We start from the raw sequence: 23,771 nt of genomic DNA, 5'->3' as shown, positions 1-23,771 counted from the left end.
TGGAGGAGAGCCAATGTCGAAGAAAACGGTATATATTATTCGCGATGATGTGAACCATCCTAAAGAAGTGATTGATCCCGTGATGGAGCGGGTTTTTGATGCGGAACGCTGGAACGTCGTGTTGACTGACCGCGCGCGCGATCTGGTTGAGCATGTCGCAGAGGCGGATTTGGCGATGTGGTTTACGAACGGGCGTCCCGAGGGCGAGACGAACCTGAGCGTGGAGGAACAGGGAATTATTGTGGATCGGGTGAAGGCCGGCATGGGCATGTTGTTCGTTCATGCGGGCCTTGTTTTGATTGAAGAGGATAGCCCTTTCTATGCGGAGCTTAATTCCGGCCGCTTTATCGAGCATTCCCCGCATCATGTGCCCGTTACCAATGTGCCGGTGCGCAGCTTCGACCATCCTATTACCCGCGGTATCGAGGCGTTCACGGCAACCGACGAGCACTATTACTGCCAAGTAGATACATCAAGAACGGATGTATGGTTGCTGAGCACCTCGAAGCATGTGACAGCGGCTGGCGGCTGGGCTCACAGCGTAGGACAAGGCCGTGTCGCGGCGCTTACGCCGGGCCATACGACGGATGCGCTCGGCAATCCGCAAATGGTGCAATTAATGAGGAACGCTTCCGATTGGGCGATTGGCCTGATCTGAAACAGGAGGGGGAGTACTGCGCATGAGCCAGATATCAATTGCACTTGGCCTCTATTCCGTCTATAGAGATTTACAGCAGGATTTGGAGTCTACGCTGCGTCGCGTGAAGGAGATGGGCTACGCGGGCGTGGAGTTTTATGGCGAATTTACGCATGAGCCGGAGATGATCAAGGGGCTGCTGGAGGAGCTGGAGCTTGCCAATTGCGGCTGGCATACGGAGTGGAAGCTGCTTCAACCGGATACGATTGAAGCGACCCTGGATTACCATCTGCGGGCAGGCACACGGAATATTGTGATCCCGGCCTTGGGCGGCCCTTGGGAAATCGGACATAAGCAGGATGAAGACAGTACAGAGGTTTGGATTCGCCATGCAGAGCGGATGAATGAGATTGCGCAGCAAGTTGCAGCTCAAGGCTTCCGTCTTGGCTACCATACGCATGCCCATGAGTTCGATACGGACTTTGGCGGCGTTACACCGTGGGATTTGTTATGCCAGCATACCGATTCCAGCATTCTGCTGGAGCTGGATACAGGCAATTGCATTGAAGCGGGAGCAGATCCGGCTGAGGTCATTGCGGCTGTGCCCGGCAGGCCGCTGCTGGTGCATGGCAAGCCGTATTCGCGTACGGACGGCCATGAAACCTATATTGGCGATGCCAAAGACGAGAACAACTGGAGAGATATCATTGAGCAATGCGAGCGTGCGGGAACAGAATGGCTGATCGTAGAGCATGAATCGGAGACGGCCTATCCGGGCTTTATCGGCGCGGAGCGCTGTTTGGCAGGATTGCGCGCTGCGCTGGCAAGCAGATAACGGATGCTGGCGTGAAGCCATAGAGCCGTTCATAGATAGAAGGGCAGGAGTGATTACGATGACAGAGAGGCAATATGCCATTCAATTTATAGAGAAGCGGAAAGCGGCGCTGGTAGAGGGCGAGATTGATCAATCGCCGTTGGCACCGGATGAGATAGCGGGCCGTACGATTGTATCACTGATTTCGACAGGTTCGGAGCGCGGCGCATATATGGACTACTTTGGCGGTACGGTATACCCTGTCTCGACGGGCTACGCTGCCGTCATGGAGGTACTGGAAATCGGGAGCGCGGTGAAGAACGTCAAGATCGGTGACCGTGTGCTTGCTCTAGCACCTCATCAATTGTACAACCGGGTGAAAAGTGATGAAATCAGCCTCGTTCCGGAAGGGATGAACCCGGAGCATGCGGTGATGGGCCGATTCCCGGCAGTATCGATGACGTCCATGATTCATACGGCCATCAAGCCGACGGAGCCCGTGCTGGTGACGGGGCTTGGTGTGGTTGGGCTCATGTGCGCCCAGATGATGCGCCACTGCGGTTACGAGGTCTATGCTTTCGATCCGAACGAGAATCGCAGAGAGACAGCTAGAGCCTGCGGGATTCGCCATGTCTACGCTTCGCTGGACGAAGTGCCGGAAGTGAAAGGCGTTGCGGGACTGGCGATGGAGTGCTCGGGCCGCGAGGAAGGCACCTATTCGTTAGTCGCCAATCTGAGAAGAGGCGGAGAGCTGTATCTGGTCGGCGTGCCATGGTATCGCTCGACGGATACGTTTGCCCATGAGCTTCTGAAAAATGTTTTCTACGGTTTTATTCAATTGCGCTCGGGCTTCGAATGGTCGCTGCCGCGCCATTCCAGAGATTTTATGCCGAACAGCAATTTCTCGAATATTGCAAAGTCGATGGAGTGGATTCGCGACAGCTATATCAAAGTCGAAGGTATCTACGAAGTGGCGGCACCGGAGCGCTGCGACGACATCTACAGCAGCATGGCTGATGGAACGATGGAGAAAACCTGTGCGATCTTTGATTGGAGCCGTATTTAAAACTGTAGCTTAGGGGGCGTTGCCTTGTGTATACAACGAATAAAAAAGTCGGCATTCATCATGTCTGTCTGAAGACCAATGACATCAAGCAGTCCGTTCAATTCTACATGGAAGGTCTGGGCGCCCGGTTCGTTGTGGAGTGGGGCAAGGATGGCGCAGAGGATCATGCCGTGCTGGTCGATCTGGCTGACGGCGATTTCCTGGAAATCTTCGAGACGAAGCAAATATTCGGAGAGGGCAAATGGCAGCATCTCGCCGTACGCACGCCGGATGTCGACGACTCGGTCAGACGCGCGGTGGCGGCGGGAGCGAGACAGCTCGGGGAGCCTCGCAACTCCGATATCCCGGCCCGCTCGGGCGAAACGGTCCGCTTAAGATTCTGCTACGTAGAAGCGCCGGGCGGCGAATTGGTCGAGTTCATTCAGGATCGGTAGTTTTAATCAAAAGGCGATGTCCAGGAGAACAATCCTGGCACCGCCTTTTTTTGTTGCAACTGTCATGGCGGGAAACAACGGAGTAAGAACTATTCTGGAGAAGCGGCAGCGTTCGCTTTTAATTTTGTGAAGTAAATTTGTGATAAATCAACCAACGCTTAACCCGAAACCTTTTTAATATCAAAGTAGTTTATAGTTGTTTTGTTACGACTCATAATAAGTAGTATAAAGTGTATCGACATTTCGTATAGGATTATCTTCTCTACAAATCGTCCAACGAGTTAGGCATAAGTTGAATTAGCTCCTATTTTCATCTATTTCAGGTTAAAAATTCGATAAAGGTTATTTTTTTGCGTTTAAACACGATAATATTCTGATGTTTGCTACACAGACTGAAGTATGGTGGTGGTCTGAAAAGAGGGAAGCTAGCTTCTTTCCTGCCTAATCGAATAAAATTTTGTGCATTAAGCGGAAAGTAAACTGAAAGATGCCATTTACATAAAAATGGATGATGATATATAATAGAAATTGTTACTAATATATCCATAAATGAAATGAGATATTAAAATGTCACAAAAAATTGTTTTAGCATACTCAGTGGTTTAGATACTTCTGTGATGATTAAGTGGCTCGGTGAAAAATATGGTTATGACGTTGTTGCACTTACGATAGATGTTGGACAGGGGAAAGAACTAAGGGGAATTGAGGAAAAAGTAAAAAAAACAGGTGCAGTAGAAATGTTTTGTACTTCCCGCTTTAAAGATAGGAGCGCTTTATGAGGGGGGTTATCCGCTCGCAACTGCACTTGCTTGACCATTAATCGCCAAGTACATGGTTGATACTGCTAGAGAGCATAACGCAGTTGCTGTGGCACATGGATGTAAAGGGAAAGGAAATGACCAAGTTCGTTTTGAAGTTACATTAAATATATTAGCGCCAGAATTAAAAGTTTATGCTCCTGTTCGTGAATGGGGGATGACAAGAGATGAAGAAGTGAAATATGCTCAACAACATGGTATTGGGATTTCGCATAGCAAAATAGCAGGTTCTATATCTGGTTTATTCTCAAGGGAATTTGAGAACGTTGATGCAATTAAAAATCTCTCATTTCAAGTTGGACATAATGATACAAAGAAGCTAGACGTAGAATTAAGCGCCGAAGCATCACGCTAAAAAAGCTCATCAGTCTTGCTTCCGGAATCCCTCGATTTCTCAAGGACAGAGGATATTTATTGTTCTAGCGCCAAAGTCATCCTGCACGTGTAAGACATACCGTCTGGAGCTTTTATATTATGGCAAACGTCACACAATTGTTTTATATAGAGACACCGCCATAAATTTGTGTGGTATTGAACGGGTCTACCAGAGAACATAACGAGATTTATCTGATAATCGGGAGGAAAATTAATGATATCGGTTAATCCCGTCAGAGGCGTAAGCTCAAATTGTTTTCAGGATCTTATTATATCCGTTGCCGTTTCATGGGAGCGCGCCTTTTCTTTTATTTTTTTTGAGTCGTTAAACATTCAATTCGATCCTGAGGGACACTCATTAATTGGCCCAGCTATAAAGGCCCGTAAAGAAACATCGATTCCTTTATTACAGGAATACGTGGGTATGAATCTTCAAAAAAGGATCTACTCTAATTCGGAAGAAGCTTATGGCCATCTAGTACTGGAAATTGAAAACGGCAATCCTGTTATTATCTATATCAGCTCTTTTTGGAACCCATGGGGAAATCCCCATGCTTATCAGCGGATTAATGATAAGCATTTTGTTTTAGTGACTGGTATCGACAATAGCAGCAAAGAGTTAATTTGCATTGATCCAACATTTAGTCAAAAACAAGAGTTTTTGCCTCTTGATCATTTTATGCAAGGTAATAATGGGACTATTTTCACAATACATAAGGTTGTTCCTAAAACAATTATTGTAAAGGATTTGTTCTTGAAAATTGCATATAAATATGGGCAGAACCAAAACTCTGAAGTTATAAAAGGTATTGCCCAACATATTGGTGCTGCCATAAACTTTGCGGAAGAGTTTAATCAAAAGCATGATTTTTGGGCATGCGATTTCTTTCAAATGATTGATACGATTTATTTCGCTCGGATATATTTTTATGAAACAATGCGTTACATTTGTGAGATAAATAAGGACTCTGCTGTACAATTCACATTAGACGAGTTAAGGACAATTAGTGAGGACATGGCAAAAGAGTGGGAGATTGTTCAAAAATCAATTATTAAAAATTACATCTTAGGCAAAACGAAAAATGAAAAAAAATTCATCCAAACACTTTCCAATCGTATTGGCAATTGTGCGATTTTAGAGGCTAAAATGGAGCGATTGATACGCACTATTGAAAAAAAGAATGGAAAAATATAATCAGAAAGCTTAGAGAGAGTAGTTCATACCAATCACCTTCATGAAAATGTGAACATGTCGTAGACATGGATACAACTCTGAAGGTGTTTTTTTATCGAATTGAAGATGAACAGAGTTCAGATTTGTTCATTACAGTGAACTCTAGGAGAAATATTTTATGAAACTCAGCGCTGTAAAGGTATTGACCTGTTCTTTTTAAAGAACTAAAATATAGTTATTGTCCGTTATAAGAAACCCGATAAGCTTCGCGTACAAATAAAAGCACGGATCTAATCTGACTGAAGGAGAATATTATGATTGGGGAACGGATCAAATCACTTAGAGAACAAAAAGGCTACTCCATAACGAAACTGGCCGATCTAGCCGGAGTTTCGAAATCTTATCTAAGCTATATTGAACGTAACGTACAAAACAATCCCTCGCTTCAGGTTTTGGCCAAGATCGCGTTTCATTTGGATACGAACATTGAATATTTGCTGGGTGAGGAGCTCGCTCCGAAGGTGTGGGTGGACGAAGTGCTGGATGAAGAGTGGCATGACATCATTAGGGATGCTGTAGACGAAGGCATGAGCAAAGGGGATTTCCGCGCGCTGAAGGATCTGGTTCGCTCCAACAAGTGGCGGGAAGAGCATGGGCAGCGCAGGGATTACCGGGATATCGACAGCAAAAAGAAATCCAATATTATTATTTTGCATATCGACCATTAGCTTCCTTTACGAAAAATAAAACTACTTTACTGTTGACATGTTCTATATAAAGAACTAAACTTGTGTTAGTGTTCATTATAACTAACACAATAAGCGGGTGTATGAATGGAAACGAATCGTATGAAAGAACGTTTTGTGCCGGCAAGCGGCAAGGAAATTGATTTGCGCAAGCTTTTCAGCACAATCAAGAACAAAATTCTGCTCATTGTGCTGCTGACGGGCGCGATCACCGTCCTTGGAATTCTATACAACTCTCAGTCGGAACCCAATGTCTACTCCTCTTCCTCACGGGTCATGATTGCGGCGACCAATGATATGATGTCCACGGTCAGGGCGCTTGTACGCGAGCCGATTGTGTTGAATCAGGTCATTGAGGATTTGGGATTAAATGCCACAGCCGGGCAGCTGCGAAGCCAAATCCGGGTAGACAGCGTGGAGCAATCGCTCATTACGGTTATATCCGTAGCGGATACCAATCCGGATCGTGCGGCTGATATCGCGAACGCCGTTGTAACGGTGTATCGAAGCGTAGCTGCGGAGACACTCGGCATTAGCAGTATCCGACTGTTGACATCGGCGGTGCCTGAGCCGTCCCCTATTAATGAGAAGAGCAACACGATCGTTTATGTGGCGTTTGTCGTCGGTCTGATCTTAAGCTTGAGCCTTGCGTTCTTGCTGGAATCGCTGGACGATTCAATCCGGACGGAGCATGATATCGAAAGCACACTTGGCATCAATATGCTAGGTCAGGTATCCAAAATCAAGAGCGGTCATTCGCGTATACATACAAAAAAGACAAAGCAAGCGATAATTAGGAGTGAGACGATTGGTTCGTGAACGAGCAAAAATAGCTAAACGAGTTGTAAACCGCAGTTTGATTGCCTATTTGAATCCCTCCCACAGAATAGCGGAGCAATACCGGACGATCCGCAACAACATTCAATACGCGGCAGAGGGAGCGCCGGTCCGTACGCTGCTTGTGACATCGCCTGAGGAAGGGGACGGCAAGTCAACGGCTGCCATTAACCTGGCGGTCAGCATGGCGCAGCGGGGGGAGCGTGTACTGCTCATCGACGTGAACTTCCGCAATCCGGTCCTTCATAAAATTTTCAATACCCAAATATCGCCGGGACTCTCCAGCGTGCTGGCTCAGCAACTGGCATTCGACGAAGCCGTGCAGGAGACGGAAGTCGAAGGCATGGACCTTCTGACAAGCGGGTTGTCGCAAGGCAATTCCACCGATCTGCTGGATTCTCACCGCATGAAGGAATTAATAGAGAGTGCCGTCCAGCACTACGACCGCATTGTATTCGATTGTCCGCCAGTATTGTCGGCACCCGATACGAATGCGCTGGTGAATAAATGCGACGGTGTCGTATTGCTGCTGAATTGCGGCAAAACCACGCATGGCAAGGCCCTTGAAGCGAAACAATCTCTATCCTTTGCAGGAGCGAATATTATAGGGGCGATTCTAAACAAAAAGAACGTTAGATGATGACTCATCGGATAACGTCTTTTTTTCGGCCAATTTGTTCTTTATAAAGCACAAATGAGTTCGTTATCATGCAAGGAGAAAGGATGAGCATGTCATGACTTATCGAAGTAGGCTTTCGCTTCTTGTGCTGCTTGATTCGGGAATCGTTATAACGGCATTGGCTGTCAGCCGCTGGCTTCTGGAGCCAAATACCGCCGCAGGAACAGGCTTCTATTTCCTGGCGGGAACGCTGCTCGTGCTGCACCATGGACTTTTCCTGTACTTCAAGCTTTATAAGAAAGCTTGGGAATATGCGAGCATCGGCGAGCTGGTCATCATGACCAAGGCGGTGGGGTTATCTTTCCTGCTGACTGCTATTGCGCAAGTCGTCGTCTATGGAACGCTTCAATTGAAGTGGCTCGCTGTCGCCTGGATGATTCATATTCTGCTCATCGGCGGCTCCAGGCTCGGATGGCGGATGATTCGCGGAAGCTTCAATAAGCAAAGCGGCAAGCGCAAGCGGACCTTAATCGTCGGTGCAGGTTCCGCGGGGACGATGCTAGCCCGCCAGTTGATGAATAACCCGGATACCGAGCTGCTTCCCGTCGCCTTCGTAGACGATGACGCCAAGAAGCAGATGCTCGACATCATGGGCCTTCCGGTAGCCGGCAATATCGCGGACATCGTAAGCGTCGCGAAGAAGCTGGAGATCGACAATATCGTCCTTGCCATTCCTTCTATGCATAAGAAGGAGCTCTATCACATTTATACGGAGTGCGCGAAGACGAGCGCCAAGACCCAAATGATCCCGATGCTGGAGGACCTGGCGACGGGCCGAATCTCCGTGACGCAATTCCGCGACGTGCAGGTGGAGGATTTGCTGGGACGCGAGCCAGTGGAGCTGGATATCGAGAGCATTTCGGAATACGTGACGCAGAAAGTCGTGCTCGTCACCGGCGCAGGCGGATCGATCGGCTCAGAGGTATGCCGCCAAATTTCGCGGTTCCTGCCGGAGAAGCTGGTGCTGCTCGGACATGGGGAGAACAGCATCTATGCGATTGAGATGGAGCTGAAGGAGACGTTCAAGGATACGAACATTAAGTTTTATACCGAAATTGCGGATCTTCAGGATGCCGACAAGATGATGGCAGTTATGATGGCCCATCGGCCTCATGTCGTCTACCATGCGGCAGCCCATAAGCATGTGCCGCTTATGGAGCGCAATCCGGAAGAAGCGTTCAAAAACAATGTGCTGGGTACGCTGAATACGGCAAAAGCCGCAAGCAAGAGCCGCGTTGAGACATTCGTGATGATCTCTACCGACAAAGCCGTGAACCCGACAAGCGTCATGGGTTCAACGAAGCGTGTTGCCGAGATGATTATTCAGCATATGGGCCGGATCAGCTATACGAAGTTTGTCGCGGTCCGCTTCGGCAATGTGCTGGGCAGCAGGGGCAGCGTTATTCCGCTTTTCAAGAAACAGATTGCCAAAGGCGGTCCAGTAACCGTCACCCATCCCGATATGGTGCGTTACTTTATGACAATTCCGGAAGCGTCGCGTCTGGTTATTCAAGCGGGAGCGCTGGCAAAGGGCGGCGAAATCTTCGTACTCGACATGGGCGAGCCGGTGAACATCACGCAGCTGGCCACAAACGTTATCCGCATGTCGGGTTATTCGGTCGACGATATTGGCATCGAATATACCGGCATTCGGCCGGGCGAGAAGCTGTTCGAGGAGATGCTGAAGGACGATGAGGTGATGGAGCAGCAGGTGCATCCCAAAATTTACATCGGCAAAGCTTCCGCTATTTTATATGAAGAAATTGAGCGGCTCATTGAGGACTTCCCTGCCATGAATCAGGCAGAGCTGAGGATGAGGCTGCTGGATATGGCCAATCATGCATTGGTTGACGTCAAGACGCTGGCGACGGTTTCCGGGTAAGGAAGGAACGAGAGGTTCCGTTATTTTGGTAAGAGAAGCGGGGGAATAGCGATGAAGGTAAGAAAAGCAATTATACCGGCTGCGGGATTAGGGACGAGATTTCTCCCGGCGACGAAAGCGATGCCGAAGGAAATGCTTCCGATCGTCGATAAGCCGACGATTCAGTACATCGTAGAAGAAGCGATCGAGTCCGGCATCGAAGACATTATTATCGTGACGGGCAAAGGCAAGAGGGCGATCGAGGATCACTTCGACAATTCGATGGAGCTTGAGCAGATCTTGACCGCCAAAAGCAAATTCGAGCTGTTGCAGGAAGTGCGCAAGTCCTCCGACATGGTAGACATTCACTACATCCGCCAAAAGGAACCGAGAGGTCTCGGCCACGCCATCTGGTGTGCCCGCAAATTCATCGGTGACGAGCCTTTCGCCGTCTTGCTCGGCGATGACATCATATCCGCAGAGAAGCCTTGTCTGAAGCAAATGATTGAAAAATATGAGCAATACGGCTCATCCGTGATTGGTGTTCAGCGGGTAGCGGAGGAAGCGGTATCCCGGTATGGGATTGTAGACGGTATGGTCATGGAGCCATCCTTCCACCGGATTAACCATCTCGTTGAGAAGCCGTCGCGTGACGAGGCGCCTTCTGATATGGCGATTATGGGCAGATATATTCTGACGCCGGAAATCTTCGATATCTTAGGCCGTCAGGAACCGGGCTCCGGCGGAGAGATTCAACTGACGGATGCGATTGGGACGCTAAACCGTTCACGAGCGGTATTCGCTTATGAATTTGAAGGCAAGCGTTACGATGTCGGCGAGAAGATAGGCTTTATCCAGACAACCATTGAATTTGCTCTGCAAAGAGATGATCTTCGCTATGACTTGCTCGACTATTTGACACGTACGCTGCAGCGGGAAACGGCGCCTTATGAGTCCTAAAATCCTGTTCTGCGCGACAGTGGACTATCACTTCAAAGCCTTTCATCTGCCGGTTATGGAATGGTTCCGCAGGATGGGCTGGGAGGTTCATATTGCGGCGCGCGGAGAGCTGGACATTCCGCATGTGGACCGCAAATTCAATATTCCGATTCACCGTGCCCCCATGAAAGCCGAAAACGTTAAGGCTTACCGGGAACTGAAAAACATCATCGACACGGAAGGGTATGCCATCATTCATTCCCATACGCCGGTCGGCGGGGCACTTGCCCGAATGGCCGCGCGGGGCGCCCGGAAGCGGGGCGCCAAAATTATCTATACCGCGCACGGCTTTCACTTTCATAAAGGCTCTCCGTTGTCGAGCTGGCTTCTCTATTACCCAGTCGAGAAGCTGCTGGCGGCGATGACGGACAGTCTCATTACGATTAATCATGAGGATTACCGGCGCGCCATCGACAGCCGATTCCGTGCGGAACGTATTCATCATGTGCATGGCGTCGGCGTGCATACGGGGCGATTCGCTCCGCTTCCGCCGGAGGAGAAGCGTGCGATGCGTGATCTTTTTAACTATACGCCGCATCACTTCCTGATGATTTACGCTGCGGAATTCAATGCCAACAAAAATCATGAGCTGCTCCTGCGCGCCATGGCGAAGCTGAAGGACAGCGTGCCCAGCGCGCGGCTGCTGCTGGCCGGAGAAGGACCCCTGCTGGACGAATGCCGTGCGCTTGCCGTTCAGCTGGGCATTGCTCCCCAGGTTGACTTTCTCGGCTATCGGAACGATCTGCATCAGCTTATTCCGATGTGCGATGTAGCTGTCGCGTCCAGCCTTCGCGAGGGGCTGCCAGTCAACATTATGGAAGCGATGGCCTGCGGACTGCCCGTTGTCGCGACAAGGAATCGCGGCCATGGAGAATTGGTGCTGGAGGGCAAAACCGGCTTTGTCGTAGAGCCGGGCGATCCGGATGAATTCGCAAGCCGGCTGCTCCTCTTGTTCCGCTTCCGGGACACCCGCCTTCGCATGGGTGAGCATGGCCTGGCGCGTGTGAAGGATTATTCGCTCGACCGAGTGCTGGAGGAGCTGAAGGAGCTCTACAAGCCAATGATGGAGGTCCGGGATGAAGCCCATTATCAGTATCGTCGTTCCTATATATAACATGGAGGGCTACCTTCCCAGATGTCTGGACAGCTTGCTGGCGCAGACGTACCCGCTCTTCGAGATTATTGCCGTCAACGACGGATCGACGGACGGCAGCCTGGCCGTACTGAAGCGGTACGCCGCTGCCGATGCCCGAATTCGGATTATCGATTCCGCCAATGGAGGCGTTGCTGCCGCCCGCAATCTGGGCTTGGCGTCCTGCCGCGGCCAATATATCGGCTTTGTCGATCCCGACGATTGGGTGGATGGCGAGATGTACGGCGAGATGCATGCCGCTGCGCTGGAGCATGATGCGGATATCGTCATGTGCGGCTATACGCGGGAGTTCGGCACGCATGCCAATCCCAAGGCGTTCCCGCTGCCGGATATGACGGTCCTTAGAGGCGATGAGGTACAGTCTGGCATGACCCGGCGGCTGGTTGGGCCGATCGGAGCGGAGACAGCATCGCCGGAGCATCTGGATGCTTGGGGAACGGTATGGTCGAAGCTGTATCGCTCGGAGCTGTTGAAAGAAACCGGCATCTCATTCCAGGATTTGTCTGTGATCGGGAGCAACGAGGATACGCTGTTCAACGTGATGGCATTCCGCAAGGCAAGCTCTTTCGTGTTCTTGAACCGGCCTTATTATCATTATTGGAAAGCCAACGAAGGCTCCATTACGACCCGCCACAAGCCGGATCTCTTGAAGCGGTTCCTCGTGCAATACGAGGAGCTGGAGGCTGCGGTTGAAGGCAGCAAGAATGCTGCCGAATACCGCAAGGCGCTGAGCAACCGGATCGCGCTGAATGTGATGGGACTGGGCCTGAATATCATTAGCCGCTCCAACCCTTCTACATTCAGGGGGAAGCTGAATCAGATCAAAGAGCTGCTGGCGCAGCCCAGGATGAAAGCGGCGTTGGCCGAATTCGACGCTTCGGCTTCTCCGCTTGTATGGAAGCTGTTTTTTACGGCGGCGAAGCTAAGGCTGGTCTTGCCGATATACGCCATGCTGAACGGCATAGAGCTGCTGCGAATGAAAAGGAAAGGGGGAAACAACCATGGAGCCGATTCGCATCCTGCAGGTCGTCACCATTATGAACCGGGGCGGGCTGGAAACGATGCTCATGAACTATTACCGGCAAATGAGTACAAACGGCATTCAGTTTGATTTCCTCGTGCACCGGTCGGAGGAAGGGCATTACGACAAGGAAATTATCTCGATGGGCGGCAACATCTTCCGCATGCCCCCGATCAGGCCGGGCAATTACCGCCGCTACTTCAAGGAGCTGGACACCTTCTTCGCAGGGCACAAGGAATACAAGGTTGTTCATGCCCACATGAATGAGAACAGCGGATTCGCCATACGCGCGGCCAAAAAAGCCGGTGTGCCATGCCGCATCATTCATAGCCACTTGAGCGACCTCGCCCTGGATTACAAATATCCGTTCCGGCTTTACGCAAGGGCGGCAATCAAGGGCAATCCGAGCCACTACTTCGCTTGCTCGGCCAGAGCGGGCGAATGGCTGTACGGGAAGAAGCAGGGGCAGCCGGTGACGGTGCTGAACAATGCCGTCAATACGGAGGACTTCCGCTTCGACGAGGGGACGAGAGCGGAGGTCAGAGCAGAGCTGAATGCGGGTGACTCGCTTGTGATCGGGCATATCGGACGGTTCAACGAACAGAAGAATCACACGTTTTTGCTCGATATATTTCAATCGCTCCATCGGCGCAGGAAGGACGCGCTGCTGGTGCTTGCGGGAGACGGCTACTTGCGTCCCGCTATCGAGAAGGAGGCCGAGAGAAGGGGCCTGACGCAGTCGATCCGGTTCCTGGGAGTATGCGAGGATGTCGCAAGGCTGCTGCAAGGGATGGACCTGTTTCTGTTCCCTTCCTTATTCGAAGGACTGCCCGTCGTATTGGTAGAGGCGCAGGCTGCGGGATTGACCTGCATCGTATCCGACCGCATTACGAAGGAGACGGATGTGACGAACCGGGTGTCATTCCTCTCGCTGGATCTGTCGCCTGACGAGTGGAGCAGCGCTATTCTAAGCGCATCGTATGAGCATGCCGATACGAAGGCCATGCTTCGGGACAGAGGCTATGACGCGGCAGCCATGGCAGAATGGCTGGGCGCATTCTATCGGCAGCAGCTTGAGACTGCTGCGGCATCATCGCAATAAGAAGGAGCGGACTTACGGATGGAACCTTCAATTACCGTGTTTACACCGACGTTCAATCGCGCCTATACGCTGCATCTTTGCTATGAAAGTCTGCTGCGCCAGACCAACAAGGATTTTATATGGCTCATTATCGATGACGGGTCTACTGACGGCACGGCCGAGCTGGTGGAGGGCTGGAAGCGGGAAGCGGATTTCCCGATTGAATATATTTATCAGGCGAATCAAGGGATGCATGGTGCCCACAATACGGCGTACGAGCATATCCGTACGGAGCTGAACGTCTGCATCGATTCGGACGACTATATGACCGATCATGCGATGGAGGCCATTCTGACGTTCTGGAAGTGGCACGGCAGCGATCGATACGCCGGCATCGCGGCGCTCGACGCCTCGCCGTACGGAGCGGTCATCGGCACAAGGCTGCCCGCCGGACTCCAGAGTGCGACCCAGTCGGAGCTGTATGCCAAGCATGGGGTGAAGGGTGACAAAAAGCTGATTTACCGCTCGGAGCTGACACGCGGCTGTCCGCCGTACCCGGTGTTCGAAGGTGAGAAGTATTGTCCTCTTTCCTACAAGTATATTCTGATCGATCAGCAGCAGCCCCTTCTCTTGATGGATGAGGTGGTCTGCATCGTCGAATATCGGACAGACGGCTCCAGTATGAACATTCTAAAGCAATATTTGCGCAATCCGCGCGGATTTTCCTTCTTCCGCAAAACAGCCATGCAATATGCCATCACCTATAAGGACAGATTTCGGGAAGCCGTTCATTATGTATCCAGCAATCTGATTCTGCGCAACCGGCAGTTTCTGTCCGAGTCGCCGCGGCGATGGACGACGCTGCTTGCCGTGCCGCTGGGTGTGGCGCTGTATGTCTATTTGAACCGGACGAAACGAAGCACCGTCATGAAGAACGGATGACGCTTATCGCGCAAGCCTGGAGGGAACAACGCAAATGGAAATGATATGGTTCACACTGACGGCCGTGTTTTTGTGCGCGTTCATGGGCAGGTTCCTGTCCCTGGAGACCGGGAGAATGCCCCTGACCATACGGCCGAATCGAGGATATATCGTTCTGGCAGCGCTTTGCTTGATTCTGGTGGCGGGCTTGCGCAACAACATAGGCGATACCTATCTCTACATGCACGGCTATCAAGTGACTGACTTTACATGGGAATCTGTTCTGCAGTCGGAGGATATCGGCTTTAATCTATTTCAAATGCTATTGAAGCAATTGACGCCCGATCCGCAGCTGATGATATTCCTGACGGCGCTCGTGACGAATCTGTTGATCGTGATCGTCTTCTATCGGTATTCAAGGCTGGTAGAGTTCAGCCTGTTCGCCTATATCACAACCGGCGCGTTCATCGTATCGATGAACGGCATTCGCCAGTACCTGGCGGCTGCGATCGTATTTGCGGCAATCAAGTCATTGCTGGATGGAAAGTGGAAGGTATACTTCCCGGTTGTCCTGATCGCATCGTTTTTTCATCAGAGTGCACTCATCATGGTGCCGATCTACTTCCTGGTGCGAAGAAGGGCCTGGACACTGACGACGAGCTTGATGCTCGGGGTAGCGATTCTCATCGTGGTCGGCTTCAACTACTTTTCCACAGCCCTCTTCAGCGTGATCGAGAATACGAAATATTCGGAGTATGAGAACTTCCAGGAAGGCGGAGCGAACTTTATCCGGGTGGTCATCTACGCGATTCCGCTTATTATCGCTTACCTTGGCAGAGATAAGCTGAAGGCGATATTTCCGCAAAGCGATGTGATCGTCAATCTGTCGCTGGTGGGAGCGGTCATTATGCTGATCTCGACCCAAAACTGGATTTTTGCCCGGCTTGGCATTTACTTCACCCTGTACCAGCTCATTCTGATGGGGTGGATGATTAAGCTGTTCCGGGAAAAGGATCAGCGCTTCGTATACTTGACGTTCATCTGCTTTTATTTTCTGTATTTCTTCTATGAAAATGTCATTATTCTCGATATTCGCTACACCAGCGACTATATCAAATGGCCGTTTTAAGCCCATGCTTACGAAGTAAGTTTTGCTCCGCAAAACTTAAGCTTATGCTTACGATGATAAGTTTGCTTACGCAAACTTTTTAGGAGGAAGCCCTATGCAAGATTCTGAACGGATTCCGCGCATCATCCATTACTGCTGGTTCGGGCGCGGGGAGAAATCGAAGAAGATCAAAAAATGCATGAGAAGCTGGGAGAAGCATCTGAGCGGATACCAGTTCATGGAGTGGAACGAGGACCTGTTCGACGTCGGGCAGAGCCGCTACACGAAGGAAGCTTACAACGCCCGCAAGTTTGCATTTGTCAGTGATTATGTAAGGCTGCATGCGCTCCATCAGTACGGCGGGATCTATCTGGATACCGATGTGGAAGTGGTGAAGCCGCTTGACGACTTACTGGCCCATGATGCCTTTACGGGATTCGAAGACGAGACGTATTTGCAGTCTGGCACCATGGGAGCAACCCCGGGACATCCGTGGATTAAGGCGCTGCTGGATGAATATGCAGGCAGAGCGTTCCTGCTGCCGGACGGCACCTTCGATATGCTGACGAATACCGCTGTCATATCCGAGCATTGCAAGCGGGACGGACTGAAGCTGAACGGCGAGCATCAAATCCTGAGCAACGGCGTCATCTTCTATCCGCGAACCTTCTTCAGTCCATACGATTACATTAATGGAGGCAGTTATTTGACGGCGGACAGCTATACGATCCACCACTTTGCCCAATCCTGGCTCCCGGCGCATGTCCGGCTGAAGAGCGGAATTAAACGGGTCGCGGGGAGGGTGGTAGGTCCCAAAGTCATCTCCAAAATGCGAAAGTGGCTCGTGCAGTCCTAGGGCGTGTATGCAAACCTGCTTACTTCGGAGTCGGCATACACGACCTGGGTCATGTCTGAAAACCCGTTCAGTAGAACCTTTCACCGCCTTTTCGCCCCCTGCTGCGTTCCGTTTGCTTGACGTACCCCGGTACGCCTTCACAAACGCGCCTTGCATGGAACGAAAATTCGGAAAAATTTGCTGCCCTCTGAGTTCTCAGACACGACCTGGTTTTATACATAGAGAAAGAGGAGAAACCATACGATGATGAAACGAAGTTTTGATCTTGTCGTCGCCTCCGCTCTGCTCCTGCTGCTGTCGCCTGTACTTGCAGTTGTTGCCGTCTTGGTCGGCACGAAGCTGGGAAGACCGGTTCTGTTCCGGCAGATCAGGCCAGGGATGCACGGGAAGCCGTTCCAGCTGTTCAAGTTTCGCACGATGACGGATGGAAGAGATGCGGAGGGGAAGCTGCTGTCGGATCATTTGCGGCTGACGCCGCTTGGCCAGCTGCTGCGAAAGCTCAGTCTGGATGAGCTGCCCCAGCTGCTGAATGTGGTAAAGGGAGAGCTGAGCCTGGTCGGCCCGCGTCCGCTGCTGATGGCGTATTTGCCCCTCTATACGGCGGAACAGGCGAAGCGGCATCTGGTCAGGCCGGGCATTACCGGATGGGCGCAAGTGAACGGCCGCAATGCCGTGACCTGGGAGGAGAGGTTCCTCAAGGATGTCTGGTATGTGGAGAACAGAAGCTTTTGGCTGGATATGAAAATATTGCTGTTAACCGTTAAACGAGTGGCAAAGTCCGATGGCATCAGCAACGGCAATCATGTGACCATGCCCCTCTTCGAAGGCAATGCAAGCAATCAGAAAGGATGAGATGCCCTTTGTCCGCATCTGCAAATGCCAGAATCTATTTATCGCCGCCGCATATGAGCGGCCAGGAACAAGCCTATATCGGGGAGGCGTTCATGAACAATTGGATCGCGCCGCTTGGCCCCCATATTAATGCATTCGAAAGCGAAATATCGGGCTATGTCGGCTCAGGCGGAGCAGCGGCTGTCAGCTCTGGTACGGCGGCGATCCATCTCGCGCTGCGCCTGCTCGGCGTGGGCGAGGGAGATCGCGTATGCTGCCCGAGCTTCACGTTTATTGCCAGCGCCAATCCGATCCGCTACTTGGGCGCAGAGCCGGTCTTCATCGATTCCGATCCGGAATCATGGAATATGTCGCCCGCTGCACTGGAGCGAGCGCTAGCTCTTGGCGCAAGATTCGGACAGCTTCCCAAGGCGGTCATTGTTGTCCATCTCTACGGGTGTATGGCCGATATGTTGGCCATTACGAGTATTTGTGAGCGCTATGGGGTTCCCATTGTGGAGGATGCCGCAGAGTCGCTCGGCTCGACCTGCGAGGGGCGTCAAAGCGGTACGTTTGGCCGGTTCGGCATTTTCTCCTTTAACGGCAACAAAATCATAACGACATCAGGCGGGGGCATGCTCGTATCCAACGACATTCTTGCACTGGAGAAGGCGCGCTTCCTGGCGACTCAGGCCAGGGATGAGGCTCCACATTACCAGCATAGCCAGCTGGGCTACAATTACCGGATGAGCAATGTGCTGGCAGGCATCGGCAGAGCGCAGCTCGAAGTGCTGAACGAGCGCGTCGAAGCCAGAAGGAATGTCTACCATATCTATGAGGAAGCGCTCAAGCATTGGGAAGAGATTCGCTTTATGCCAGAGCTGCCGGGAACGCGCTCCAATCGCTGGCTGACCGCGCTGACCATCGACAGCCCGCATGCCGATTATATGATTCAGCTGATCATGGCAGCTATGATCAGAGCCAATATCGAAGTGCGGCCGCTGTGGAAGCCGCTGCATATGCAGCCGCTATTCAGTGACAATGCCTTCTATACGCATTCGGCGGCAGGCACGGCTGTCTGCGAGGATCTGTTCCTGAGAGGGATATGCCTGCCATCCGGTTCCAGCTTGACCTTGGAGGATCAAGGAAGGGTCATTGATGTGTTGGAAGATGTCATGCATCAATTAACCGGACTAACCGCCAAAGCGGTTAACTAAAGGTAACGGTCTCCTGAGGCTCTGGAGCGAATGACGCGGGCAGGCGTGCCGTAAGCTACCGTATGCGGCGGCACATCCGAGACGACCGTCGCGCCTGCGCCGATGACGCAATGCTCGCCGATGGTACGGCCGTGAATCAGGACGGCGCCGATGGCGACGGCGGTATAGTCGCCGATGGTGACATTGCCGCCAGTGGCGCATCTCGGCGCAAAGCTGACAAAGCTTCCGACCCTTGAATCATGATCAACCGATGTGCCCGGATAGAGAATGCCATGTTCGCCTATAATCGCGTCGCTGTTCACGACAGCGCCCGCCATGATGACCGAGCCTGCTCCGATGCGGGCTCCTCTTGCTATTTGGGCGGAGGGATGAACGGCCGTTGCGAATGGCAATGCAGGGAACCTGCGCTTCAGGCTTTGGACGACGAGGCCGCGCGTCCAGTTGTCGCCTATGGCCACGATAGCGCCGTCGATCGTATCGGCATGGGCCTCCAGCCAATCATCACTCCCCAGCACCGTGCAGCCGTATACCTGCTCTCCCGCAGAGAGGTGCTGATCCAGCAGGCCGGCAATTTCGTAGATACCTTCTTTTTCAACCGTATCCACGACCGTCTTCGCATGGCCTCCGGCTCCGAATATAATGATACGTTTTGACATCAGACATTCCTCCGAACAGTTCACAATAAAAAATGATTGAAGTTGAACGACAGCATAGCTTTAACAGCGGGGATAACCCGCAGTTGCGGAGCGATGAAGGGTTCGTTTTTGCAGCCGGAAGGGTTCCCGGACTCGCGGAGTCAGGGCTTCCGGCTACAGCACGTCCTATCTATTATTCTAGCATATTGCCATCTTTCCATAAAATTTGGCTGTATCCGCAAGCAATAATTGACAGATTGGAAGACGGATGATAATCTGTAATTGTGTTCGTTTTATAGAACAAAAGTAGAATTTTGTTCGTTATTTGCGAATGATTGCGAAGGGGAGACTTATGAGAAACGATCATAGCGGAGAATTCTCCCAGGAGCTGAAGCTGCTGCTTGCGCTGCTGGAGATGGAGGAAGGGGCGGTGCTGACGTTCGAGCATTGGGAGCTGATGCAGGACGCCGATTGGCATGAGTTCATCGCGCTGGCCAGACATCACCGAGTGTTCCCGACGGTTAACCGCAAGCTCCAGGAGCTAAGACCGATTCGGGTACCGGCATTCGTCATGGGCATGTTCCAGCGTGACTATTACCGGAATACGATTCAGATGCTGGCGCTAAGCGGAGAGATGGAGCTGCTGGCCAGCCAATTTTTGAATAAAGATATTCGCGTTCTGTTCCTGAAGGGGCCGGTCATCGCTGCCGATCTCTATGGCGACGTATCGCTGCGTACGTCCTGCGATCTCGATATTCTGGTGCCGATGGACCGCCTTGAGGCGGCGGAGGCGTATTTGCTTTCTCTCGGTTATGTGAAGGATGAATATATTACGAGCGTGCTCAATGACTGGAAGTGGCGTCATCACCATATGACCTATATGCATCCCCAGAAGGGAATCAAGGTCGAGGTGCATTGGCGGTTGAATCCGGCGCCGTCGAAGGAGCCCAGCTTTGAGGAGCTCTGGAGCAGAAGAAGACAGAGCGCGCTGATCAGCCGGCCGATCTATTATTTGGGACGTGAGGACCTGTTCCTGTTTCTCGTATCTCACGGAGCCCGCCATGGCTGGTCGAGACTGCGCTGGCTGCTCGATATTAAGCAGCTCATGAATCAGAAGCTGAATTGGCCGAAGCTCATTCTGCTGCTGCGGAAGCATCAGCTGCTCCATATCGGCGGGCAGGCCCTATGCCTCGCTGCCAAGCTGCTTGCCGCGCCTCTTCGGGAAGAGATGCGGCCCATTCTGGCGTCCCGCAAAGCGGAGTGGCTGGCGGAGGATACGCTGTTCTATGTTCAGAGAATGGTTAATCTGCACAGTCCGCCCGTGCCGAAAGACGTCGAACGTTATCACAGACAATATTTGCTGGCGCTCATGACGACCAGACAGAAGCTGCTGTTTTTCGCCAGCATTCTGCATCCGCTGGCCGAGGACACCAAGACGCTGCCTTTGCCGGCCAAGCTGCATTTTTTATATTTTCCGTTGCGGCCGATTTTATGGGCATCGAGGAAAATATGTAGCCGCTCCTCGGAGAAGAAGCGGGAAGCAAGCGCCTAGAGGCCAGGCGCGCTGGAGGGGAGCATAAATATGGGAACATGGGTCAAAGCGCTGCAAACGATCGGCACCCAATATCGATCCAGAGGCATAACCAGCTTCATAGCGATGAATCGCGTGCAGTTTTTTGCATGGCTGAGAGGGCTGCTGGCGCGGTTGTTCAGTTTCGGCAAGATCAAAAGCACGATCTTCTTCATGCAAGCGAACAGCACCATCGAGCTGCTAGGCAAGCGGTCGCGGATGCGCATCGGTAAATATGTATTCATTCGCAAAAATGCCAGCATTCGCATTGACCACGAAGGCGAGCTGGAGCTGGGCGATTATGTGTTCATTAACGACAATTGCAATATGAATTGCGTCAACCGGATATCCATCGGCGCTTACACGAAGATTGCTCCCAATGTATGCATCAACGATCATGACCATAATTACAAGCATACGGGGGATGAGCATCTTCTGATTGGTCAGGTGTCGATTGGGAAGCATGTGTGGATCGGATCGAATGTGGTTATTTTGCGGGACACCACAATTGAAGACCATGCGGTTATAGCGGCAGGAAGTGTCGTGAAGGGCCATGTGCCCGCCCGTACTTTATTTGCGAATAAGCGGGAGAAACGACTGATTCCGATCGATCCCGAATCGGCTTCGCTCGCCGCCAAGGAGTCCCTATGAAGAAGCGAATTCTCATCTCGGTATACGACATGGAGATCGGGGGTATCGAGCGAAGTCTCATTAATATGCTGGAGCACTTCGATTACGAGCGGTATGAGATAGACCTGCTTGTATTCTCCCACCAAGGCGATCTGCTGGGGCAATTGCCGCCCGCTGTTCAGCTCCTTCCAGAGAAGAGCAGCTACACAGTATTCCGCAAGCCGATGAAGCAATGCTTGAAGGAAGGCCGGATCGCCAGCGTGGCTGTGCGCCTCTTGGTTAAGCTGATCGCCGATGCCAAGGCTAGACGGCTCATGCTGTCGGAGGGCTCGGGGTATATCCAATTGCAGTTGGTGTCGAAATATATGTCGTCGCTGCTGCCTTCAATCGACAAGCGCTATGATGCGGCCATCAGCTACGCCTGGCCCCATGACTTTATGCTGAAGCGGGTCAAGGCAGATAAGAAGCTGGCCTGGATTCATACGGACTACACCAAGCTCCAGATCGACAATACGGTCGATGAAGCGATGTGGGCCCGGTATGACGGCATCGCCTCGATATCGGAAGCTTGTACGGAAGCCTTCCTTAGCCAGTATCCGGCTTTGTCCGGCAAGATGTTTCTGGTCGAGAATATCGCCTCTCCGGCCTACATTCGCAGCAAGGCGCTGGAAGAGGAGACAGAGGGCATGGATAACGACAGCTTTAACATCGTATCGGTAGGCAGGCTGTCTTATGTAAAAGGCTTTGATATGGCGATTGAAGCGGTCCGGCTGCTGGATGCCAGAGGCTTCCATAAAGTGAAGTGGCATATCGTCGGCTTCGGCGGAACAGAAGGGGAGCTGCGGGCGAAGATCGCGGAGTACGGGCTTGATGATCGGGTCATTTTGCATGGAAAGAAGCAAAATCCTTATCCCTATATGAAAGCCTGCGACCTCTATGTACAGCCTTCCCGTTATGAAGGCAAAGCCGTGACGGTGACGGAGGCGCAAATTGTGGGCAAACCCGTCCTTATTACCAATTACCCGACCTCGGGCAGCCAGGTGCGCGACGGCATGGATGGAATCATCTGCGACGCAAATGCAGAATCAATTGCTGATGCCATTGAACGATTGTACCGGGATACTCCGCTAAGAGAACGCTTGATAGCGGCGGTCGAAGGAATGGATTACGGAAATGCCGGCGAGCTTGCCAAGCTGTACAACTGGATTGAAGGAGCAGCGCCAGAGCGGGAGGAGGAGAACCATGCATACAAGCAGCGTGTCGGCAAGACGGCCCAAGGTTAGTGTCATTATTCCGCTCTATAATGCAGAGGCCTATCTGCCGGCTTGCATCGATTCTCTTCTTGCACAGACGCTTGCCAATTGCGAATTTATATTTGTCGATGACGGCTCCCGCGATAGAAGCGCCGAAATATTAGAGCGTTATCGTGAGCGGGATCAGCGAATCGTCGTCATTCAGCAAGCCAATGCGGGCGTAAGCGCAGCGCGCAATGCGGGACTGGCGGCAGCAAGGGGCGAGTTCGTCGGCTTCGTCGATGCGGATGATTGGGCGGCTCCTGAGCTGTTCGGCACGCTGTATGCCGCTGCAGCGGATGGCGATGTCGTCTACTCCGGCTACATGAGATCAGCAGGCGGCAAGGAGTCGGTCATTCACGGCCCGTTTTTGACTGGCGTCCGGATGGACCAGGCCTACCTGCGGGAATGGGTATTGCCGGTATTCGTAGAATCCGACAGCTGCAATTCCGTATGCAATAAGCTGTACCGGAAGGAAATCATCGACACTTACGGCTTGTCGTTCCCTCAGTCTGTCGCGCTGGGCGAAGACGGCCTGTTCAACATGCGTTTTCTTTGCTACGCCAGAGGAGGCATCTGCCTCGATTACGCCGGCTACTACTACCGGGAGACAGAGGGGAGCGCCACAAGACGGACGGAGTCGGTTGATTATTTCGCCCGCACCCTTGAGGTCTATCAATCGGAATTGCCGGACGATGTGATGGCTGCGCTCGACAAGGAGAAGCTGGAGCCGCTTAAGCTGAATAAATTCGTCAGGTCGGCGATTTCCATTATTCATGCTTATTATTCCGCGTCAACGCCGGTTAGCTTTAGTCAAAAATACCGTTACGTCCGCACGCTGCTTAATCAATGGCTGCTGCGCGAGGCGCTGGAGCGCTACAAGGGGCTGAATGAGGAGCGGATGGGAAGATACGAGCGGGTTCTGATCCGGCTTATGCTGCTCCGTTCGCCGCTTGGCTTATATTGCATTACCGCTTATAGCAATGCCCGAAATAAAGGATAAAGGAAGGTACTTC

23 protein-coding genes and 1 pseudogene are annotated in these 23,771 nt (G+C 51.9%); 23 read left to right on the top strand and 1 reads right to left on the bottom strand.

What is annotated here, in order from left to right:
* The first annotated feature begins 13 nt into the window (after nucleotides 1-13).
* The 19 genes and pseudogenes from ACFVSO_RS18915 (at nucleotide 14) to ACFVSO_RS18825 (ending at nucleotide 18,628) form a co-directional block, all read left to right on the top strand.
* Entirely contained in the window at nucleotides 14-658 is a 645-nt protein-coding gene (locus ACFVSO_RS18915; protein ID WP_387476418.1) for a ThuA domain-containing protein, read from the top strand.
* Between the two features lie 22 nt (nucleotides 659-680).
* On the top strand, nucleotides 681-1,472 hold the full coding sequence (locus ACFVSO_RS18910) for a sugar phosphate isomerase/epimerase family protein (RefSeq protein ID WP_387476416.1): 792 nt from the start codon (nucleotides 681-683) through the stop codon (nucleotides 1,470-1,472).
* Between the two features lie 58 nt (nucleotides 1,473-1,530).
* On the top strand, nucleotides 1,531-2,517 hold the full coding sequence (locus ACFVSO_RS18905) for a zinc-dependent alcohol dehydrogenase (protein ID WP_387476414.1): 987 nt from the start codon (nucleotides 1,531-1,533) through the stop codon (nucleotides 2,515-2,517).
* 26 nt (nucleotides 2,518-2,543) lie between these two features.
* A complete protein-coding gene (locus ACFVSO_RS18900) occupies nucleotides 2,544-2,951 on the top strand; it encodes a VOC family protein (protein WP_387476412.1) in 408 nt (135 codons plus the stop codon).
* 567 nt (nucleotides 2,952-3,518) lie between these two features.
* Nucleotides 3,519-3,977: pseudogene (locus ACFVSO_RS18895) on the top strand (argininosuccinate synthase domain-containing protein); the annotation flags it as partial.
* Nucleotides 3,978-4,358: 381 nt separating this feature from the next.
* A complete protein-coding gene (locus tag ACFVSO_RS18890; RefSeq protein WP_387476410.1) occupies nucleotides 4,359-5,339 on the top strand; it encodes a C39 family peptidase in 981 nt (326 codons plus the stop codon).
* Between the two features lie 293 nt (nucleotides 5,340-5,632).
* On the top strand, nucleotides 5,633-6,046 hold the full coding sequence (locus ACFVSO_RS18885; RefSeq protein ID WP_387476408.1) for a helix-turn-helix domain-containing protein: 414 nt from the start codon (nucleotides 5,633-5,635) through the stop codon (nucleotides 6,044-6,046).
* A gap of 105 nt (nucleotides 6,047-6,151) precedes the next feature.
* Nucleotides 6,152-6,883, top strand: a complete 732-nt coding sequence (locus ACFVSO_RS18880) for a YveK family protein (RefSeq protein WP_387476406.1) — start codon at nucleotides 6,152-6,154, stop codon at nucleotides 6,881-6,883.
* Complete coding sequence (locus ACFVSO_RS18875) at nucleotides 6,873-7,541, top strand: CpsD/CapB family tyrosine-protein kinase (protein ID WP_387476404.1); 669 nt, start codon at nucleotides 6,873-6,875, stop codon at nucleotides 7,539-7,541. Before ACFVSO_RS18880 ends, ACFVSO_RS18875 begins: the two co-directional genes overlap by 11 nt.
* 94 nt (nucleotides 7,542-7,635) lie before the next feature.
* A complete protein-coding gene (locus ACFVSO_RS18870) occupies nucleotides 7,636-9,462 on the top strand; it encodes a polysaccharide biosynthesis protein (RefSeq protein WP_387476402.1) in 1,827 nt (608 codons plus the stop codon).
* Nucleotides 9,463-9,513: 51 nt separating this feature from the next.
* Nucleotides 9,514-10,401, top strand: a complete 888-nt coding sequence (gene galU, locus ACFVSO_RS18865) for a UTP--glucose-1-phosphate uridylyltransferase GalU (RefSeq protein ID WP_387476400.1) — start codon at nucleotides 9,514-9,516, stop codon at nucleotides 10,399-10,401.
* Nucleotides 10,391-11,554 carry a glycosyltransferase family 4 protein gene (locus tag ACFVSO_RS18860; protein WP_387476398.1) on the top strand — a complete coding sequence of 388 codons (1,164 nt, stop codon included), beginning with the start codon at nucleotides 10,391-10,393 and terminating at the stop codon, nucleotides 11,552-11,554. The genes galU and ACFVSO_RS18860 overlap by 11 nt, the downstream gene beginning before the upstream one ends.
* Nucleotides 11,517-12,704 carry a glycosyltransferase family 2 protein gene (locus tag ACFVSO_RS18855; protein WP_387476396.1) on the top strand — a complete coding sequence of 396 codons (1,188 nt, stop codon included), beginning with the start codon at nucleotides 11,517-11,519 and terminating at the stop codon, nucleotides 12,702-12,704. Before ACFVSO_RS18860 ends, ACFVSO_RS18855 begins: the two co-directional genes overlap by 38 nt.
* Nucleotides 12,595-13,716 (top strand): glycosyltransferase family 1 protein, encoded by a 1,122-nt coding sequence (locus tag ACFVSO_RS18850; RefSeq protein ID WP_387476394.1) that lies wholly within the window; start codon nucleotides 12,595-12,597, stop codon nucleotides 13,714-13,716. Before ACFVSO_RS18855 ends, ACFVSO_RS18850 begins: the two co-directional genes overlap by 110 nt.
* A gap of 18 nt (nucleotides 13,717-13,734) precedes the next feature.
* On the top strand, nucleotides 13,735-14,637 hold the full coding sequence (locus ACFVSO_RS18845) for a glycosyltransferase family 2 protein (RefSeq protein ID WP_387476392.1): 903 nt from the start codon (nucleotides 13,735-13,737) through the stop codon (nucleotides 14,635-14,637).
* 34 nt (nucleotides 14,638-14,671) lie between these two features.
* Complete coding sequence (locus ACFVSO_RS18840; protein ID WP_387476390.1) at nucleotides 14,672-15,745, top strand: EpsG family protein; 1,074 nt, start codon at nucleotides 14,672-14,674, stop codon at nucleotides 15,743-15,745.
* Nucleotides 15,746-15,839: 94 nt separating this feature from the next.
* A complete protein-coding gene (locus ACFVSO_RS18835) occupies nucleotides 15,840-16,580 on the top strand; it encodes a glycosyltransferase family 32 protein (protein ID WP_387476388.1) in 741 nt (246 codons plus the stop codon).
* Nucleotides 16,581-16,826: 246 nt separating this feature from the next.
* Nucleotides 16,827-17,432: a sugar transferase gene (locus ACFVSO_RS18830; protein WP_387476909.1), complete on the top strand. Its 606-nt coding sequence runs from the start codon at nucleotides 16,827-16,829 to the stop codon at nucleotides 17,430-17,432.
* A 53-nt stretch (nucleotides 17,433-17,485) separates the two neighbouring features.
* Nucleotides 17,486-18,628, top strand: coding sequence for an aminotransferase class I/II-fold pyridoxal phosphate-dependent enzyme (locus tag ACFVSO_RS18825; RefSeq protein WP_387476907.1), 1,143 nt, complete (start codon nucleotides 17,486-17,488; stop codon nucleotides 18,626-18,628).
* Here the strand turns inward: ACFVSO_RS18825 and ACFVSO_RS18820 are convergent.
* Nucleotides 18,625-19,284, bottom strand: coding sequence for an acetyltransferase (locus tag ACFVSO_RS18820; protein WP_387476386.1), 660 nt, complete (start codon nucleotides 19,282-19,284; stop codon nucleotides 18,625-18,627). The two genes, ACFVSO_RS18825 and ACFVSO_RS18820, sit on opposite strands and share 4 nt — an antisense overlap.
* Nucleotides 19,285-19,615: 331 nt before the next feature.
* Between ACFVSO_RS18820 and ACFVSO_RS18815 the strand changes: the two genes are divergently transcribed.
* From ACFVSO_RS18815 to ACFVSO_RS18800, 4 genes are read left to right on the top strand one after another with little or no spacing between them, the layout of a single operon-like run.
* Nucleotides 19,616-20,815 carry a nucleotidyltransferase domain-containing protein gene (locus ACFVSO_RS18815; RefSeq protein ID WP_387476384.1) on the top strand — a complete coding sequence of 400 codons (1,200 nt, stop codon included), beginning with the start codon at nucleotides 19,616-19,618 and terminating at the stop codon, nucleotides 20,813-20,815.
* A gap of 30 nt (nucleotides 20,816-20,845) precedes the next feature.
* Nucleotides 20,846-21,484, top strand: coding sequence for an acyltransferase (locus ACFVSO_RS18810; RefSeq protein ID WP_387476382.1), 639 nt, complete (start codon nucleotides 20,846-20,848; stop codon nucleotides 21,482-21,484).
* Entirely contained in the window at nucleotides 21,481-22,746 is a 1,266-nt protein-coding gene (locus ACFVSO_RS18805; RefSeq protein WP_387476380.1) for a glycosyltransferase, read from the top strand. Before ACFVSO_RS18810 ends, ACFVSO_RS18805 begins: the two co-directional genes overlap by 4 nt.
* Complete coding sequence (locus tag ACFVSO_RS18800; RefSeq protein ID WP_387476378.1) at nucleotides 22,706-23,758, top strand: glycosyltransferase family 2 protein; 1,053 nt, start codon at nucleotides 22,706-22,708, stop codon at nucleotides 23,756-23,758. The genes ACFVSO_RS18805 and ACFVSO_RS18800 overlap by 41 nt, the downstream gene beginning before the upstream one ends.
* The last annotated feature ends 13 nt before the right edge of the window (nucleotides 23,759-23,771 follow it).

This window comes from Paenibacillus sp. NPDC057967 (assembly GCF_042887015.1).
GTDB lineage: Bacteria > Bacillota > Bacilli > Paenibacillales > Paenibacillaceae > Pristimantibacillus.
Note: the sequence above shows the minus strand (reverse complement) of the source record. Positions and strands in the feature narration are given on the sequence as shown.

Coding starts and splice junctions, on each gene's coding strand:
- ACFVSO_RS18820 (WP_387476386.1), bottom strand. CDS start 19,284: ATGTCAAAACGTATCATTATATTCGGAGCCGGAGGCCATGCGAAGACG.
- ACFVSO_RS18880 (WP_387476406.1), top strand. CDS start 6,152: ATGGAAACGAATCGTATGAAAGAACGTTTTGTGCCGGCAAGCGGCAAG.
- ACFVSO_RS18800 (WP_387476378.1), top strand. CDS start 22,706: ATGCATACAAGCAGCGTGTCGGCAAGACGGCCCAAGGTTAGTGTCATT.
- ACFVSO_RS18905 (WP_387476414.1), top strand. CDS start 1,531: ATGACAGAGAGGCAATATGCCATTCAATTTATAGAGAAGCGGAAAGCG.
- ACFVSO_RS18915 (WP_387476418.1), top strand. CDS start 14: ATGTCGAAGAAAACGGTATATATTATTCGCGATGATGTGAACCATCCT.
- ACFVSO_RS18885 (WP_387476408.1), top strand. CDS start 5,633: ATGATTGGGGAACGGATCAAATCACTTAGAGAACAAAAAGGCTACTCC.
- ACFVSO_RS18890 (WP_387476410.1), top strand. CDS start 4,359: ATGATATCGGTTAATCCCGTCAGAGGCGTAAGCTCAAATTGTTTTCAG.
- ACFVSO_RS18810 (WP_387476382.1), top strand. CDS start 20,846: ATGGGAACATGGGTCAAAGCGCTGCAAACGATCGGCACCCAATATCGA.
- ACFVSO_RS18860 (WP_387476398.1), top strand. CDS start 10,391: ATGAGTCCTAAAATCCTGTTCTGCGCGACAGTGGACTATCACTTCAAA.
- ACFVSO_RS18805 (WP_387476380.1), top strand. CDS start 21,481: ATGAAGAAGCGAATTCTCATCTCGGTATACGACATGGAGATCGGGGGT.
- ACFVSO_RS18840 (WP_387476390.1), top strand. CDS start 14,672: ATGGAAATGATATGGTTCACACTGACGGCCGTGTTTTTGTGCGCGTTC.
- ACFVSO_RS18830 (WP_387476909.1), top strand. CDS start 16,827: ATGAAACGAAGTTTTGATCTTGTCGTCGCCTCCGCTCTGCTCCTGCTG.
- ACFVSO_RS18815 (WP_387476384.1), top strand. CDS start 19,616: ATGAGAAACGATCATAGCGGAGAATTCTCCCAGGAGCTGAAGCTGCTG.
- ACFVSO_RS18855 (WP_387476396.1), top strand. CDS start 11,517: ATGAAGCCCATTATCAGTATCGTCGTTCCTATATATAACATGGAGGGC.
- ACFVSO_RS18835 (WP_387476388.1), top strand. CDS start 15,840: ATGCAAGATTCTGAACGGATTCCGCGCATCATCCATTACTGCTGGTTC.
- ACFVSO_RS18825 (WP_387476907.1), top strand. CDS start 17,486: ATGAGCGGCCAGGAACAAGCCTATATCGGGGAGGCGTTCATGAACAAT.
- ACFVSO_RS18870 (WP_387476402.1), top strand. CDS start 7,636: ATGACTTATCGAAGTAGGCTTTCGCTTCTTGTGCTGCTTGATTCGGGA.
- ACFVSO_RS18845 (WP_387476392.1), top strand. CDS start 13,735: ATGGAACCTTCAATTACCGTGTTTACACCGACGTTCAATCGCGCCTAT.
- galU (WP_387476400.1), top strand. CDS start 9,514: ATGAAGGTAAGAAAAGCAATTATACCGGCTGCGGGATTAGGGACGAGA.
- ACFVSO_RS18850 (WP_387476394.1), top strand. CDS start 12,595: ATGGAGCCGATTCGCATCCTGCAGGTCGTCACCATTATGAACCGGGGC.
- ACFVSO_RS18910 (WP_387476416.1), top strand. CDS start 681: ATGAGCCAGATATCAATTGCACTTGGCCTCTATTCCGTCTATAGAGAT.